Source organism: Streptomyces sp. SGAir0957, assembly GCF_043523415.1.
Genome location: NZ_CP027293.1, coordinates 1,250,567 through 1,265,311, shown reverse-complemented (window position 1 = coordinate 1,265,311; position 14,745 = coordinate 1,250,567). Strand labels below are relative to the sequence as shown.

Below are 14,745 nucleotides of genomic sequence, written 5' to 3'. Positions count from 1 at the left end.
ACAGTGGCGGCAGGTGCAGGAGGGTCGGCCGAGGCCGGTTACAGCGATCCCTCCGCCGAGGTCCTCGACCGTGCGGCCGAGGCGTTCGGGCTGCTCGCCGCCCCCACGCGGCTGCACATGATGTGGGCCCTCGCCGAGGGCGAGTGCGATGTGACCGGGCTCGCCGAGCGGGTCGGCGGCGCGCTGCCCGCCGTGAGCCAGCACCTGTCCAAACTCAAGCTCGCCGGTCTCGTCCGGGCCCGCCGCGAGGGCCGCCGCCAGGTCTACTACGTCGACGACCCGGACATCGTGACCGTGGTCCGCCTCATGGTCGGCCAGCTCACCGAACGCGCCGAGCAGGCCGAACAGGCCGACGCGACCGTCCGCCGGCTGCGCGGCACCGGCACCTGAAAGACCCCGTGTCCCTCCACGACCCCGCCGTCCCCCGCACCACCGAGGCGCCCGCCCTGAGCCCCGCCCCGGGCGATCTGTCCGCGCTGCAGGTGCTGCGCGCCCTGGACGGCTCGCCGCGCGGGCTCACCGAGGCGGAGGCGGGGGAGCGCCTCGCCCGGCACGGCTCGAACGCCCTGCCCCGCAACCGTCCGCCGTCCCGGGCCGCCCGCCTGTGGCGCAGCCTGCGCGATCCGTTCACCGCCGTCCTGTTCACCCTGGGCCTCGTCTCCGCCCTCGTCGCGGCGTGGGGCACCGCCTGTGTGATCCTCGCCCTGGTCGCCGTCAGCTGTGCGCTGCGCGCGCAGGGTGAGCACCGCGCGGACCGCTCCATGGACCGCCTGCGCGGACTCGTCGCCACCACCGCGAGCGTGCAGCGCCGCACCGCGCCCGACGCCGCGCCCCGGGTCCGCGAGATCCCCGTCGACGACCTCGTCCCCGGCGACGTGATCCGCCTCGCCCCCGGCGACCTGGTCCCCGCCGACGTACGGCTGCTCAGGGCGCGCGGCCTGACCGTGCACCAGGCAGCCCTGACCGGTGAGTCCGCGCCCGTGTCCAAGCGGCCGGCGGACCTTCCCGGCGCGGGGGACAGCGGGCACCTGCTCTTCCAGGGCAGCAGCGTGGCCTCCGGCGCGGCCACCGGGATCGTCGTGGCGACCGGTGCCGACACCCGCTTCGCCGCCGTGCGCACGGCGGGGCGCCGGAGCGCGCCGAGCGCCTTCGACCGCTCCGTGCACGGCATCTCCTGGGTGCTGATCCGCTTCATGCTGCTCACTCCGCCGCTGGTCCTCATGGCCGACGCGGCGCTGCGCGGCCGGGGCCTGGAGACCCTCCCGTTCGCGGTCGCCGTCGCCGTCGGGCTCACTCCGGAGATGCTGCCGGTCATCGTCACCACGTGCCTGGCGCGCGGCGCGGCCCTGCTCGCCCGCGCCCATGGCGTGATCGTCCGGCGGCTGCCCGCCCTGCACGACCTCGGCGCCGTCGACGTCCTGTGCGTCGACAAGACCGGCACCCTCACCCAGGACCGCCCCGTCGTGGACCCCGCCCGGACCGACGCCGAGGCCCTGCACTGGGCGGGCGTCTCCGCCTGGTGGACGCTCCAGACCGCGGGGCCCGCCGACCCCGACCCGCTCGACGAGGCGCTCCTGGCGGCCACCGGGCCCGCGGACTGGGAGGCCTGCGACGGCGTCGACGCGCTCCCCTTCGACCCGGTACGCCGCCTGGCCACCGCCGTCGTACGGGAACCCGGCGCCCTCGGCACCCACACCCTCGCCGTGAAGGGCGCGGTCCCCGACGTCCTGGAGCGCTGCGCCCTCGACGCCGACGAGCGGACCGAGCTGCTGCGCCGGGCCGCCGACCGCGCGGGCGACGGCGTCCGCCTCCTGGCCGTCGCCACCTCGCGCCGCACCGCGCGCACGCGCGCGTACACGCCCGCCGACGAGCGCGGGCTGACCTTCCGCGGCTTCGTCGCCTTCCACGACGCCCCGGCCGACACCGCGCGGGACGCCGTTCGCGCCCTCGCCGCGCGGGGCGTCGAGGTCAAGGTGGTGACCGGCGACGACCCGGCGACCGCCGCCCGCGTCTGCCGCGACCTGGGCATCGACCCGGGTGAGCCCGTCCCGGGCGAGCGGATCAAGGACCTCGGCGAAGAGCGGCTCGGCGCGCTCGCGGCCCGTACGACCGTCTTCGCCCGCTGCACCCCCGAGGACAAGGCCCGCGTCGTCGCGGCCCTGCGCGCGAGCGGCCGCACCACCGGCTACCTCGGCGACGGCGTCAACGACCTGCCCGCCCTGCACGCCGCCGACGTCGGCATCTGCCCCCGCGACGGCGTCGACGTGGCCCGCGAGAGCGCCGACGTCGTCCTCGCGGGCAAGGACCTCACGGCCATCGAGCACGCCGTCGTCGCGGGCCGGCACAGCAGCGCCAACATCGCCTCGTACCTGCGCATCACGCTCTCCAGCAACCTCGGCAACGTGATCGCGATGCTGGTGGCCGCGCTCCTGCTGCCGTTCCTGCCGATGCTGCCCGCGCAGGTCCTCGTGCAGAACCTGTGCTTCGACGGGGCGCAGCTCGCCCTCGCCCACGACCGCCCCGACCCGGCCGCGCTGCGCCGCCCGACCGTCCTGCGGCCGCGCGCCTTCCTGCGCTTCATCACCGGGTTCGGCGCGCTCGGCGCCCTCGCGGACCTCGCCACCTTCGCGGTGCTCGCCCTGTGTCTGCCGGGCGCTCTCGGCCCGCGCGACGAGTCCGCCTTCCATGGGGGCTGGTTCACCGAGAACCTGCTGACCCAGGCGCTCGTCATGCTCCTGCTGCGCACCGGCCGCCGCGCGGCCGAGGGCCGCGCCCCGGGCCCCGTGCGCTGGGCCGCCACCGTGCTCGCGGTCATCGGCGTCCTGCTCCCGCTGACCCCGGCGGGGCCCCTCCTCGGGATGACGGGCCTGCCCGTCCTGTACTACCTGCTGCTCGCCGCCGTCCTCGCGATGTACGCCGGGGCGCTGCGGCTGCTCAGCTCTCCTCCTCCTTCATGGCCCTGGTCTCGCTCTTGAGGATGCGCAGGGACTTGCCCAGGGAGCGGGCGGTGTCCGGGAGTTTCTTCGAGCCGAAGACCAGGATGATGACGAGCCCCAGGATGAGCAGATGCCAGGGCTCCAGTGCGTTGCGGAACATGGTGGGCCTTCCCTTTCGTTGACATGAGGGTGCGTCTTCGCTGACATGGAGTGCCGCGCCGACGTGCCGAGGTCGCTCCCCGGGGCGAGGTGCCCGCACGACGCAGGTACCGCATCCTCAGCATTACTTGCTACATTGCGCAACCGTACAACCCTTCGGACCGACAGAGGGACGCAGAGGATGAGGGCACGTCGATGACGCAGACTCCCGAGGCGCCGACCGGGCGCAGCCGCCACAAGGGGCGGACAGCGCCGGGCGAAGCGCCCCGTCGCGACGGGCGCCGCCGCAAGCGACGCCGCAGCAAGCTGCGCGTCGGCCTCGCCATAGGCCTGTCGTTCCTCGTCCTCCTGGGCGCCGGCGCCGGCTGGCTGTACCTGCGGTTCAACGGCAACATCGACACGTTCTCCGGCGACGGCGTCTCCAAGAACCGGCCCGACGCCGAGGCGTCCAAGGGCGAGAACGTCCTCGTCATCGGCACGGACGCGCGCACCGGCGGCAACAGCGAACTGGGCGGCGGCGACAAGGACGACATCGGCCGCTCCGACACCGCGTTCCTGCTGCACGTCTACGCGGATCACCAGCACGCGGTGGGTGTCTCCGTCCCGCGCGACAGCCTGGTCACCATCCCGCCGTGCAAGCTCCCCGACGGATCATGGAGCGAGACGCGGACCAACACGATGTTCAACGCCGCCTACTCGACGGGCGAGACCGCCGAGGGCAACCCGGCGTGCACCCAGAACACCATCGAGAAGTTGACGGGGCTCCGCGTCGACCACACGGTCGTCGTCGACTTCAAGGGCTTCTCGCAACTGACCGAGGTGGTCAACGGGGTGAAGGTCTGCGTCCCGAACGACGTCTACCAGAACGACCTCAACCCCAAGCGCCCCACCCGCGGCAAGCTCATCTTCAAGAAGGGCGAGCAGGAGGTCGCCGGGCAGCAGGCTTTGGACTACGTCCGCCTCCGGCACGGCATCGGCGACGGCTCCGACATCGGCCGCATCAAGCGCCAGCAGGCGTTCGTCTCCAGCCTCATCAAGAAGATCAAGGACGACGGGTTCACGCCCACCAAGCTGCTGCCGCTGGCCGACGCCGCCACCGAGTCCATGACCGTCGACCCCGGCCTCGGCTCGGCGGACAAGCTGCTCAAGTTCGCGATGAGCCTGAAGAACGTGGACCTGCACAACACCAAGTTCGTCACCGTCCCGTGGCGCTACGAGGGCAGCCGCGTCGCCATCGTGCAGCCCGACGCCGACGCGCTGTGGGCCGCCCTCAAGAACGACCGCACCCTCGACGGCAAGGACGCGGGCGGCAAGAAGGACGGGCAGGACGAGAAGGGCGGGCAGAAAGCTTCCGCCTCGCCCGCTCCGCAGGAGGCCACGAAGGTCTCCGGCGCGGGCGTGGCCGTCGCCGTCTACAACGGCACCACGACCAAGGGCCTGGCCTCCGCCGCCGCCAAGACGCTGGCCGGCCACGACTTCACCGTCACCAGCACCGGCAACGCCAAGGCGCAGGACCACACCACCACCGCCATCGAGTACGGCGCCGGGCGCGAGGCCGATGCCGCCGCGGTCGCCCGACTCTTCCCCGGCGCCGAACTGCGCACAGTAAGTACTGCGGGCGTCGCCGTCGTCCTGGGGTCGGACTACACCGGCGCCGAACCACCGGCGGCCGCCTCCCCGGCCCCCACGAGCGTCCCCTCCGGCGTCGCCGACGACGCCCGCTCGGCCGACGAGGATCTCTGCTCCAACCTCTCCTACGGATAGCCGCCCACCGCCGCTACCAGGGGGAGGGCCAGGTGCCCGGTCCGCCCCCGCGCCAGTCGATGAGGGCCGACGACTCCACGTCGGTCTCGTCCATGTCGAGCCCGGCCCGCCGCAGCAACTCGGCGACGTCGCGCACGTCATGGGCGAGTCCGAGGATCTCGCCGTCCACACGGACCCGGCGGCCGCCCGAGGTCGACGGCTGGTAGACGGTGATCGGTTTGTCCATGCCCCCACGGTCGGGCGTACGGGCGCCGCGTGCATCCCGGGGCGCGGGCCCGGGTGGGCACCGGGCGCGGTCGCCGCGCGGGGCTGGGCGTTTCGGGTGACCCGCCGCGCGTGGCGTCACACGCGGCGAAGCGGCGTTTCCACAATGAGCCGGTGGCCGTCACCCTCGTGCACAACGATCCCGCTCCCGCACCCGAGTCCCGGCGCACGGGCCCACGCCACGAAGCGCTCGCCACCCTGACCGCCGTGGCCCTGCCCGCCCTGGTGATGGCCGCCCTCGGCCTGTGGGGGCTCGACCGGGACGCGGTCTGGGGCGACGAGGGCGTCACCCTGCAGATGGCGCACCGCTCCCTGCCGCAGATCGGCCACCTGGTGTCGCACATCGACGCCGTGCACGGCCTCTACTACACGCTGATGCACTTCGTCCTCGCCCCCTGCCCCGGCGAGACGCTGCTGCGCCTGCCCTCGGTCCTCGGCGCCACCGTGGCGGCCGGTCTGGTGGGCCTCATCGGCGCCCGCCTCGCCCGCCCGCGCGTGGGCCTGTGGGCCGGGCTGCTCTACGCGGTCACCCCCTTCGTCGGCCGCTATGCGCAGGAGGGCCGGTCCTACGCCCTAGTCGCAGCCGGGGCGCTCGCCGCCACCGTCGCCCTCGTCGGCGCCGTGCAAGGCGGGGGCCGCCGACGCTGGCTCCTGTACGCCCTGTCGGCCGCCGGTACGGCATGGCTGCACGAGCTGTCGGTGCTCGTCCTCGCGGCCCACGCGTGCACCCTGTGCTGGGCGCGGGCGCCCTGGAGGGTGTGGCGGGCGTGGCTGGCGGCGGCGGCGTGTGTCCTGGTGTCGCTGGTGCCGCTCGTCCACCTCTCGCGGACCCAGAGCGCCCAGGTCGGCTGGCTCGCCAAGCCCGGCCGCGACCAGGTGCGGGGGCTGGTCGAGGCGTTCGCCGGTCCCGCCGAGGGGGTCTGCGCGGTGGTCCTCGCGCTCGCGCTGCTGGGGGCGTGCGCGCGGACGCCGCATCCGGGGCGTGTGTCGCTGCGCGCGGTGGCGCTGCCCCTTGCGGTGGTGCCGCCCGCGCTCCTGCTCGGCGTGTCCCGGTACGAACCGCTCTACTACGACCGCTACGTCCTGTTCTGTCTGGCCGGGGTGCCCCTGCTCGCCGCCGCGGGCGCGGACCGCGTCGTGCGCCTGCTGCCCGCCGGGCGTAGCTCCCGTACCCCCGGGGCGCGCGGCTTCCTCGCGGCGGGCGGCGCCGCCCTCGCCGGGGTCGCGTTCGCCGCGCAACTGCCGGTGTACGCGCACGAACGCGGGCCGCACGCCCGCTCCGACGACCTGACCGGCCTCGCGGTCCTGGCCGCGCGCGAGCTGGAGCCGGGCGGCGCGCTGCTGTTCCTGCCGTCGCCGGGCGCCCGCCGCGCCGAGGCCGCGTACCCCGCCGACTTCAAGCACCCGTACGACGTCGCGCTGGCCCGCAGCGGCGCGCGGGCGGGCCAGTTGTACGGCGAGGAGACCGACGCGGCGACGCTGGAGCGCAGGCTGCGGAGGGTGGACCGGGTGTGGGTGGTCGTGGACTCCCGCGCCCTGCGCCAAGGCTGGACCCCGTGGGGCGAGACGGAGCGGATGAAGGACGGCATCCTGCGGCGCGACTTCGTCCGGCGCGCCGAGTACCCCGCGCGCAGCGGCGTCCTGCGGCTCTACGAGCGCCGGTTCGCGGCCGGTGTTGGGACGCGGCGAGTGCCGCTGTAGAGCGTCGGCACGCGCGTGCAGTGGTGGCCCGGGTCCTGGGAGGCGTCAGTCGGGCGTGACCGGGAGCAGGCCGCGCTCGGCGAACACCTTCTTCGCCACGGCGGTGGCGTTCAGCGCTTTCGGGAAGCCGCAGTAGCCGGCCGCGTGCAACAGCGTCTCCACGATCTGCTCCGGTGTGAGGCCCGCATTGAGCGAGGTGTGCACATGCACCTCCAGCTGGGCCTCGCAGCCGCCGAGGGCGGTCAGGATGCCGAGCGTCACCAGCTGCCGGTCGCGCGGCGGCAGGGCGGGGCGCCGGTAGATCTCCCCGAACCCCCAGGCCACGATCTGGTGCGCGAGTTCGGGGCTGACGTCCGCGAGCGACTCGACAAGCCGGGGGCCGACCTCGGCGTTGACCTCGTTCAACACTTCCATGCCGCGCTCGAAGCGGGCGTCGCGGCTCTCGCCGCCGGGCGTGCTGCTCATGTCGGGTCCGTCCGTTCCGGTGAGAGGGCGGTGGGGCGGGCGCGTAAGAAGGGGCGCCATGGGAAACCGTAGGGCCATGACAGCGACGCTCGGTGCCTTCGTCCTCGGTACGCCCGATCCGCCCGCCCTGGCCGACTTCTACCGCGCCCTCCTCGGCTGGGAGGAAGTGGTCCGCTCACCCGAGTGGGTCCGGCTGCGCGCCCCGGAGAAGGAGCGGCCCAGCCTCAGCTTCCAGCTGGAGGCGGACCACACGCCCCCGGTGTGGCCGCAGGCCCCCGGTACCCAGCAGATGCAGGCCCACCTCGATCTGGAGGTCGAGGATCTGCGGGCGGAGACGGAGCGTGCCCGCGCGCTCGGCGCGACGCTCGAGGACCATCAGCCGCAGGACGGCGTACGCGTGCTGCGGGACCCGCACGGCCACCCGTTCTGCCTCTTCCTGCCGGGCGCCTGAGCCGCTCTCAGCCCTGGTCGGCGCTCTCCCGCCGCTCGGGGCGGTGCAGGTCCGCGCGGTGCGCCTCGTCCTGGGCCAGCAGGGCGAGGAGGGAGGCGACGGTCAGGCCCGCCTCGGCCTCGGCGGGGTGGCGCAGGGTCTTGCCCGGCGTGATGCGGTAGGCGTTGCCCCGGCCCTCGCGCGTGTGGGAGAGGAAGCTGCTGGCCTCCAGGTCCGCGATGATCTTCTGGACGGCCCGCTCGGTCAGTCTGCAATGCGCGGCGATGTCGCGGATCCGTGCGTTCTGATCGTCGGCGATAACGGCCAGCACCCGTGCGTGATTGGTGATGAACGTCCATCCAGCGTGCGGTTCCGGCACTCCATCCATAGGCGAATCGTAGGCCCATGGGTTCGTGACTTAGAACCCCTGAACTTCGTTTCAGGTATCGCTTGACGTATGTTGCCGCAGGGCGGGAATCTGAGAGCGGACCGCCGGGCCGCAGTGAGGGAGAGGCCATGCCAGAGTCTGCACAGCCCGGGAGCGGGGCGGCCGCCACCTGCGCCGATCCGTCCCCCCAGGCCGGTGCTCACCGGCTGACCGGGCTCACGCTCTTCCACCACTGGGACGGTGAGCAGATGGTCGTCAGCGTGCGCGGCGACCTTCACCTGCACGAGGACCAGGGGCTGAACAGCGTCCTGCGGCCCCTGCTGCTCGCCTCGGACGGCAGCGTCGGCCTCGACCTGAGCCGCGTCGAGACCTGCGGCTGCTCGGCCGTCAACGTCTTCCTGAGCGTCGACCCCCACGCGGCGGACCCGTCCGGCGAGGAGGCCGACGGACACCACGCGGATCTGGGCCGGGAGGTCTCGCAGCTGCGGCGGGCGATGCGGAGCCGCGGCACCATCGACATGGCCCGCGGCGTCCTCGTGGCCGCGTTCGGCATCAGCCCCCACGACGCCTGGGAGGCGCTGGTCGACGTGTCCCAGCGCACCAACATGAAGCTGCACCTGGTCGCCCAGCACCTGGTCGACTCCACCGCGGGCGACCGCGCCCTGCCCAAGAGCGTGCAGAGCCAGCTGTCCGCCGTGATCGCCCGCATCGAGGCCAGGGCCGCCCGCGGGGACACCGCCGACGTCGACCCGGTCGACCCCGAGGCATGGAGCTGGGACGGAACGGGTGAGCCCACGCCCGCGGCGGTCATCGCGGGTCTTGCGGACGCGGCCACGGACCACGGGGACGATGCGTCACGGTAGGGGGACACACCGACGCCGCACCGCTCCACGAGAGAGGCCACGCTCCTGCCGACCCCTGACTGCACCGCCCACCACGCCGTCGCGCATCTGATCGCCACCTACGCGGAACTCGTGGACGACGGCGACTTCGCTGGGCTCGGCCGGCTCTTCGCGGACGCCGACTTCGTCGGCAGCGGCGCCACCTTCAGCGGCGCGGCCGCCGTCGAGCAGATGTTCCGCGACACCCTCGTCGTATATCCCGACGGCACCCCGCGCACCCATCACGTCACGACCAACCTCGTCGTCGACGCCGACGAGGCGACCGGCACCGCCACCGCCCGCTCGTACGTCACCGTCTTCCAGGCGGTGGACGGGCCGGCACTGCGGGCGGTCGCGGCGGGCCGCTACCACGACCGGTTCGCCCGCGGGGACGGCGCGTGGCACTTCACCGAACGGCGCGTGCACATCCGCCTCGTCGGCGACACCAGCCGCCATCTGCGCTGACACCCGAATGGGAACAGGCGCGGCGCGGTAGTCATGCGGCGTGCAGACCTTTCTCCCGTACCCCGAGTTCACCCGGTCCGCCGCCGTCCTGGACCGCGCCCGCCTGGGCAAGCAGCGGGTCGAGGCGCTCCAGGTGCTGCGCGGTCTCACCGTGCCCGGCTACGGATGGCGCAACCACCCCGCCGTCCGCATGTGGATCGGCTACGACGAGGCCCTCGTCCGCTACGGCCTGGACATGTGCGCGGCCTGGGTCGCCGAGGGCCGGGCCGACACCTGCGCCACCACCATGATCACCGACTTCACCCGGCACCACCCCGGCGTCCCCGTCCGCGCACAGGAACAGCTCGCCGCCGCCGGGGAACTGCCGCCCTGGCTGGGCGAGCCCGCCTTCCACCGCAGCCACCAGTCGGCGCTGCTGCGCAAGGCGCCGGAGATCTACGCCCCGGTCTTCCCCGACGTCCCCGACGACATGCCCTACTATTGGCCGGCCTCCGACCGCGACCCCGCGGCCTCCTGAGACCGGCCCCGACGCGGCGGAGCTACGCGGCGGGCGCCGTGCGGACGCCGCCCGGTACGGGCGTCAGGTCCGCGACCCGGGCGGGGCGCGGGCGCAGCAGGGCGTGGGCCGCTCGCCGCGCTTCCGCCACGCCGTGCGTCCCGGTGAGGACGCACAGCGTGTAGGCGCTGTCCTCGCGGGCGCGGGCCGTCTCCGGCGTGGACCGGCGCTCGTCGTCGCCGCAGGTCTCGTCGTGGCGGATCAGCGCCCGGCGCAGCTCGGAAGCGGTGGGAAGCAGCATGGCCATGTCTTTTTCTCCCTGTTTCATCGCCTTTTGCTCCCTCCGTTGTGCCCGCCGGGACGGACGCGTACCGGGACTTTCGTCCCGCCGTTCAGCGGGCCGCCGGACGCCACTCGAACATGACGATGGTCGCGTCGTCGCGCAGCCGGTTGTCCTGGGAGTCGACGACGGAGTGGATGAGGCGGCGCAGCGTCTCCGCCGCCAGCTCGCCCGCGGCGGTGGCCCGGATGACGTACTCGGCGAACCGGTCGAGGCCGAGTTCGCCGCCGCCTCGCGTGCGCGCCTCGGTGACGCCGTCGGTGTACATCAGGACCCGGTCGCCGGGCTCCAGGTCGATCTCGTGCACCCGGCGCGGGGTGGCCGCGAGGGAGGCCGGAAGGCCCAGGGGCGGGTCGGCGTCGCGCTCCATCGCGGCGGGCACCAGCCGGTCGTCGCGGAGGAGGAGCGGCGCGGGATGCCCGCAGTTGACCCAGCGCAGGCCGCCGGTCGCGAGGTCGAGCTGGGCGAGGATCGCGGTGCAGAACTGGTCGGGCAGCCACTGCGTCAGGGCCGCGTCCACGGACTGCACCAGGTCGGGCAGGTCGGCGCCGGTACGCCGGGCGTTGCGGCAGGCGGCGAGGGAGACCACCGTCGTCAGGCCCGACGCCAGGTCGTGCCCCATGGCGTCCATGATCCCGGCGTGCAGCGTCGTCTCGGTCAGCGCGTGGTCGAAGGCGTCGCCCCCGACCTCGTAGGCCGGTTCCATGACGGCGGTCGACACGGCGTGCGTCGTACCGATCGTGCGGGGCGGCAGATAGGCGCGCAGCATCTCGGCGGGCAGTTGCATGGGCTTGGTCCGGGCCCTGCGGACGTAGGTGTCCTTGAACGCCCGCTTCGAGGTGATCATCATGGCGCACAGATGGGCCAGGGTCCGTCCGCGCCGCAGGACGAGCGGGTCGAGGGCGGGGGAGCGCACGGCGAGGACACCGATCCGCTCGGCCCCGTCCACCAGCGGCAGCCAGGCCGTCATCCCGCCGAGGTCGGACTCCTCCACGCGCAGGGACTCCGTGCGGTAGGTCCAGCCGGCCAGTGAACCGTCGATGGGCAGGGTCGGCGCCACCTCGTTCAGCGGGGCCAGCTGGCGCTGCTGCAGATCGGCGAGGTAGATCACGGCGCCCTGCAGACCGAGCGCCTTGGAGCAGCGGGCGACCGTGGTGGTCAGGTCGAGGGGCAGGTTGCGCGGATCGGCCAGGAACTCGCCGAGGGCGCTGTCCCCCGTGCTCGTGGCCTCGGGTGCCGTCACCTCATCACTCCTTGCTCGGCCCGCGCGGACGACTCCCCGGGCAGTCTCGCACCGCCCTGCCGCGACCGCCTCCGCTGACGGCCCGGCCGGGCGGCCTTCGCGCGGGTGGGCGTACGCGAGGTGTGGGACCGGGCCCCACGGGACACCCGATGTCCTGAGATGGGTGCGTTCGCGCAGGTCGGCCCCGGCGAGCAGGGGTGGGACGCGCGGTCGCGCACCGCTCGGACCGGACAGCGCGCACGAAAGGAACACCACCCGATGGGCGGCACCCCGCAGGACCCCACGACGAAGCACCCGCGGCCGGACTTCCCGCAGCAGGACCAGGAACACCCGGGCACCGGCAGGGAGATGGACCCGCGCCCCGACCACGGCGAGGACTCCTACCGGGGCAGCGGCCTGCTGCGCGACCGGGCCGCGGTCGTCACCGGCGGCGACTCCGGGATCGGCCGCGCCGTCGTGCTCGCCTACGCCCGCGAAGGCGCCGATGTCCTCTTCACCCACCTGCCCGAGGAGGCGGAGGACGCCAAGGAGACGGCGCGCCTGGTGGAGGAGGCGGGGCGCAGGGCCGTGCCCGTGGAGTGCGACATCCGCGAGGAGGAGCAGTGCCGGCGGCTCGTCGAGCGGGCCGTCGCCGAGTTCGGCCGGATCGACGTCCTGGTCAACAACGCGGCCTACCAGATGGCGCAGCCGGGCGGCATCGAGGACATCACGACCGAGCAGTTCGACCGCGTCGTGCGCACCAACCTGTACGGCATGTTCTGGCTGTCCAAGATGGCCGTGCCGCACATCCCCGAGGGCGGCTCCATCATCAACACCACCTCGGTGCAGGCGTACAAGCCGAGCCCCCAGCTGCTCGACTACGCCACGACCAAGGGCGCCATCGTCACCTTCACGCAGGGCCTCGCGCAGATGCTGGCCGAGAAGGGCATCCGGGTCAACGCGGTCGCGCCCGGACCGGTGTGGACCCCGCTCATCCCCGCGACGCTCCCCGACACCGAGGAGTTCGGCAAACAGGCGCCGCTCGGCCGCCCGGCGCAGCCCGCGGAGATGGCGCCCGCGTACGTGTTCCTCGCCTCGGAGCACGCGAGCTACATCACCGCCGAGATCATGAACGCCACCGGGGGCACACCGCTCCCGTAGACCGGCGGGCGCCCGGGGGAACCAGTGGGAAGGAGACGGTCACGTGAGTTCCGACGCCGAACTACGGATCGGCCGCCGCACGATCACGATGAAGCGGCCCGACAAGGAGCTGTTCCCGCAGGACGGCATCACCAAGGCCGACCTCGTCGAGCACTACCGCCGGGTCGCCCCGCGGATGGTGCCCGAGCTGCGCGGCCGGCCCCTCATGCTGGAGCGGATGCCGGACGGGATCGACGGGCAGCGCTTCTACCAGAAGGAGGTCGGCGACTACTTCCCCGACTGGATCCATCGCGCGTCGGTGCCCAAGGAGGGCGGCGAGGTGACCCATGTGGTCGGCGACGACGCCGCCACGCTGGTCTACCTCGCGAGCCAGGCGTGCATCACCCCGCACCGCTGGCTCAGCCGCGCCGACCGGCCCCGCCACCCCGACCGGCTGGTCTTCGACCTCGACCCGCCCGCCGACGACTTCGAGCCGGTGCGCCGCGCCGCGCACCAGCTGCGCGAACTGCTCGACGAGCTGGAACTCTCCTCGGGCCTGATGACCACGGGCTCGCGCGGCCTGCACGTCGTGGTGCCGCTCAACCGGCGCGACGACGCCGACGACGTCCTCGCGTTCGCCCGTGCCGCCGCCCGGGAACTCGCCGCGCGCCACCCGGAGGAGCTGACGGTCGAGCCCCGCAAGGACGCCCGCAAGGGCCGGCTCTACCTGGACGTCGCCCGCAACGGCTACGCCCAGACCGTCGTCGCCCCGTTCGCCGTCAGGTCCCGGCCGGGCGCCCCGGTGGCCGCGCCGCTCGGCTGGGACGAGCTGGACGAGCCCGGACTGACCGCGCGCCGCTGGACGGTGGCCGACCTCGGCGACCGTCTGGACACCGACCCGTGGGCGGGGCTCGGCCGCCACGGCAGCGGGGTGGCGGCGGCCGCACGGCGCCTGGAGAAGCTGTCCTGACGCGGCGCGGCCCTACGCCGCCTCCTCCCGCTGCCGCGTCAGCGCCTCGACGAGTTCGTCCCGGGTCATGGCGGAGCGGCCCGGGACGCCGGCGTCGGTGGCGCGACGGTACAGCTCGGCCTTGGTCAGCCCGTCCAGCTCCGCCCTGGCGGACGAACGACCGCTCTTGCCGCCGCCCTTCGTGGATGTGCCGCGCTGCGCGGACTTGCCGGACCCGGTCGATCCGGTCGACTTGGCGGACTTGGCGGACTTGGCGGACTTGGCTGGCTTGGCGGGCTTGGCCGACTTGCCGGGCCTCTTGGGCTTCTTCGCCCGGTCGACGCTCGCCCGCAGCGCGTCCATCAGGTCGACCACATTGGTCGACTCGGCCGGCGGCTCCGCCTTCTCCACCGTCTTGCCGCTCCGCTTGGCCTCGATGAGCGCGTTCACCTGCTCCTGATACGTGTCGTGGAAGTCCTCGGGCTTCCACTCCATGCCGAGCGTGTCGACGAGCTGCCGGGCCATCTTCAGCTCGCGGTCGGTGACCTTCGTGCGGCCCGGCAGGTTGTCGATCTCGCGGCGCGGGTCGCGGATCTCGTCGGCCCAGTGCAGCGTGTGCAGGGTCAGCAGCCCCGCCTCCGCCTTCACCGCGACCAGGTACTGGTGGTTGCGCATGACGAACGTGGCGATCCCGGCCCGGCCCGCCTCCGCGAGCGCCTTCTCCAGGAGTGCGTAGACCTTCGTGTACTGCTCGCCCTTCGGGCCGAGGTAGTACGTCTTGTCGAAGAAGACCGGCTCGACGTCCTCCAGGTCCACGAAGCCCGTGATCTCCAGCGACTTGGAGCGGCCGGGCGCGATGTCGTCCAGCTCGTCCGGCTCGACCATCACGTACTGGTCGCCGTCGTCGAACGCCTTGACCACCTCGTCGAGCGGCACCTCCTCGCCGGTCCGCTCGTTCACCCGCTTGTTGCGCACGCGGTCGCTGGTCCCGCGCTGCACCTGGTGGAACCGCACGGTGTGGTTCTCCGTGGCGGTGTACATCTGTACGGGCAAGGACACGAGACCGAAGGTCAGCGTGCCGCTCCACACCGGACGCGCCATGCGCGGATCCCCTTCCTGCTCCACTCGGTGCCGCTTCCCCTCAT

17 protein-coding genes are annotated in these 14,745 nt (G+C 73.5%); 10 read left to right on the top strand and 7 right to left on the bottom strand.

From position 1 onward, the window contains the following. Nucleotides 1-3: 3 nt before the first annotated feature. Nucleotides 4-390, top strand: a complete 387-nt coding sequence (locus C1N81_RS11090; protein WP_394428607.1) for an ArsR/SmtB family transcription factor — start codon at nucleotides 4-6, stop codon at nucleotides 388-390. A gap of 8 nt (nucleotides 391-398) precedes the next feature. Beyond that, nucleotides 399-2,975: a magnesium-translocating P-type ATPase gene (mgtA, locus tag C1N81_RS11085; protein WP_394428606.1), complete on the top strand. Its 2,577-nt coding sequence runs from the start codon at nucleotides 399-401 to the stop codon at nucleotides 2,973-2,975. Here the strand turns inward: mgtA and tatA are convergent. After that, nucleotides 2,935-3,096 carry a Sec-independent protein translocase subunit TatA gene (gene tatA, locus C1N81_RS11080; protein ID WP_394428605.1) on the bottom strand — a complete coding sequence of 54 codons (162 nt, stop codon included), beginning with the start codon at nucleotides 3,094-3,096 and terminating at the stop codon, nucleotides 2,935-2,937. The two genes, mgtA and tatA, sit on opposite strands and share 41 nt — an antisense overlap. Nucleotides 3,097-3,290: 194 nt before the next feature. Here tatA and C1N81_RS11075 point away from each other — a divergent pair, with 194 nt between their 5' ends. Next, nucleotides 3,291-4,859, top strand: a complete 1,569-nt coding sequence (locus tag C1N81_RS11075) for an LCP family protein (protein WP_394428604.1) — start codon at nucleotides 3,291-3,293, stop codon at nucleotides 4,857-4,859. Nucleotides 4,860-4,872: 13 nt separating this feature from the next. Here the strand turns inward: C1N81_RS11075 and C1N81_RS11070 are convergent, their stop codons facing one another. Then, entirely contained in the window at nucleotides 4,873-5,085 is a 213-nt protein-coding gene (locus C1N81_RS11070) for a hypothetical protein (RefSeq protein ID WP_394428603.1), read from the bottom strand. A gap of 152 nt (nucleotides 5,086-5,237) precedes the next feature. Here C1N81_RS11070 and C1N81_RS11065 point away from each other — a divergent pair, with 152 nt between their 5' ends. Then, on the top strand, nucleotides 5,238-6,824 hold the full coding sequence (locus C1N81_RS11065; RefSeq protein ID WP_394428602.1) for a glycosyltransferase family 39 protein: 1,587 nt from the start codon (nucleotides 5,238-5,240) through the stop codon (nucleotides 6,822-6,824). A gap of 45 nt (nucleotides 6,825-6,869) precedes the next feature. Here C1N81_RS11065 and C1N81_RS11060 read toward each other — a convergent pair whose 3' ends face one another. Further along, nucleotides 6,870-7,289, bottom strand: a complete 420-nt coding sequence (locus tag C1N81_RS11060; protein WP_394428601.1) for a carboxymuconolactone decarboxylase family protein — start codon at nucleotides 7,287-7,289, stop codon at nucleotides 6,870-6,872. 76 nt (nucleotides 7,290-7,365) lie between these two features. Here C1N81_RS11060 and C1N81_RS11055 point away from each other — a divergent pair, with 76 nt between their 5' ends. Continuing rightward, on the top strand, nucleotides 7,366-7,740 hold the full coding sequence (locus tag C1N81_RS11055) for a VOC family protein (protein ID WP_394428600.1): 375 nt from the start codon (nucleotides 7,366-7,368) through the stop codon (nucleotides 7,738-7,740). A gap of 7 nt (nucleotides 7,741-7,747) precedes the next feature. Here C1N81_RS11055 and C1N81_RS11050 read toward each other — a convergent pair whose 3' ends face one another. Continuing rightward, nucleotides 7,748-8,107: an ArsR family transcriptional regulator gene (locus C1N81_RS11050; RefSeq protein ID WP_394428599.1), complete on the bottom strand. Its 360-nt coding sequence runs from the start codon at nucleotides 8,105-8,107 to the stop codon at nucleotides 7,748-7,750. Nucleotides 8,108-8,235: 128 nt separating this feature from the next. Here C1N81_RS11050 and C1N81_RS11045 point away from each other — a divergent pair, with 128 nt between their 5' ends. The 3 genes from C1N81_RS11045 to C1N81_RS11035 are packed head-to-tail and all read left to right on the top strand — an operon-like array spanning nucleotide 8,236 to nucleotide 9,970. Further along, nucleotides 8,236-8,970 (top strand): ANTAR domain-containing protein, encoded by a 735-nt coding sequence (locus C1N81_RS11045; RefSeq protein WP_394428598.1) that lies wholly within the window; start codon nucleotides 8,236-8,238, stop codon nucleotides 8,968-8,970. Between the two features lie 45 nt (nucleotides 8,971-9,015). Continuing rightward, entirely contained in the window at nucleotides 9,016-9,453 is a 438-nt protein-coding gene (locus tag C1N81_RS11040; RefSeq protein ID WP_394437855.1) for a nuclear transport factor 2 family protein, read from the top strand. 40 nt (nucleotides 9,454-9,493) lie between these two features. Continuing rightward, nucleotides 9,494-9,970 (top strand): MSMEG_6728 family protein, encoded by a 477-nt coding sequence (locus C1N81_RS11035; protein ID WP_394428597.1) that lies wholly within the window; start codon nucleotides 9,494-9,496, stop codon nucleotides 9,968-9,970. Between the two features lie 22 nt (nucleotides 9,971-9,992). On the opposite strand, the gene C1N81_RS11030 is transcribed toward C1N81_RS11035, so the two are convergent. Together C1N81_RS11030 and C1N81_RS11025 are read right to left on the bottom strand one after the other, a co-directional pair. Next, complete coding sequence (locus C1N81_RS11030) at nucleotides 9,993-10,256, bottom strand: DUF5133 domain-containing protein (RefSeq protein WP_394428596.1); 264 nt, start codon at nucleotides 10,254-10,256, stop codon at nucleotides 9,993-9,995. 85 nt (nucleotides 10,257-10,341) lie between these two features. Beyond that, nucleotides 10,342-11,532 carry a PP2C family protein-serine/threonine phosphatase gene (locus tag C1N81_RS11025; RefSeq protein ID WP_394428595.1) on the bottom strand — a complete coding sequence of 397 codons (1,191 nt, stop codon included), beginning with the start codon at nucleotides 11,530-11,532 and terminating at the stop codon, nucleotides 10,342-10,344. A 258-nt stretch (nucleotides 11,533-11,790) separates the two neighbouring features. On the opposite strand from C1N81_RS11025, the gene C1N81_RS11020 reads away from it, so the two are divergent. Both C1N81_RS11020 and ligD read left to right on the top strand, forming a co-directional pair. Beyond that, complete coding sequence (locus C1N81_RS11020; protein ID WP_394428594.1) at nucleotides 11,791-12,672, top strand: SDR family oxidoreductase; 882 nt, start codon at nucleotides 11,791-11,793, stop codon at nucleotides 12,670-12,672. Nucleotides 12,673-12,760: 88 nt separating this feature from the next. Then, nucleotides 12,761-13,621, top strand: coding sequence for a non-homologous end-joining DNA ligase (ligD, locus tag C1N81_RS11015; RefSeq protein ID WP_394437854.1), 861 nt, complete (start codon nucleotides 12,761-12,763; stop codon nucleotides 13,619-13,621). 12 nt (nucleotides 13,622-13,633) lie between these two features. Here ligD and C1N81_RS11010 read toward each other — a convergent pair whose 3' ends face one another. Next, nucleotides 13,634-14,701: a non-homologous end joining protein Ku gene (locus tag C1N81_RS11010; protein ID WP_394428593.1), complete on the bottom strand. Its 1,068-nt coding sequence runs from the start codon at nucleotides 14,699-14,701 to the stop codon at nucleotides 13,634-13,636. Nucleotides 14,702-14,745: the final 44 nt, after the last annotated feature.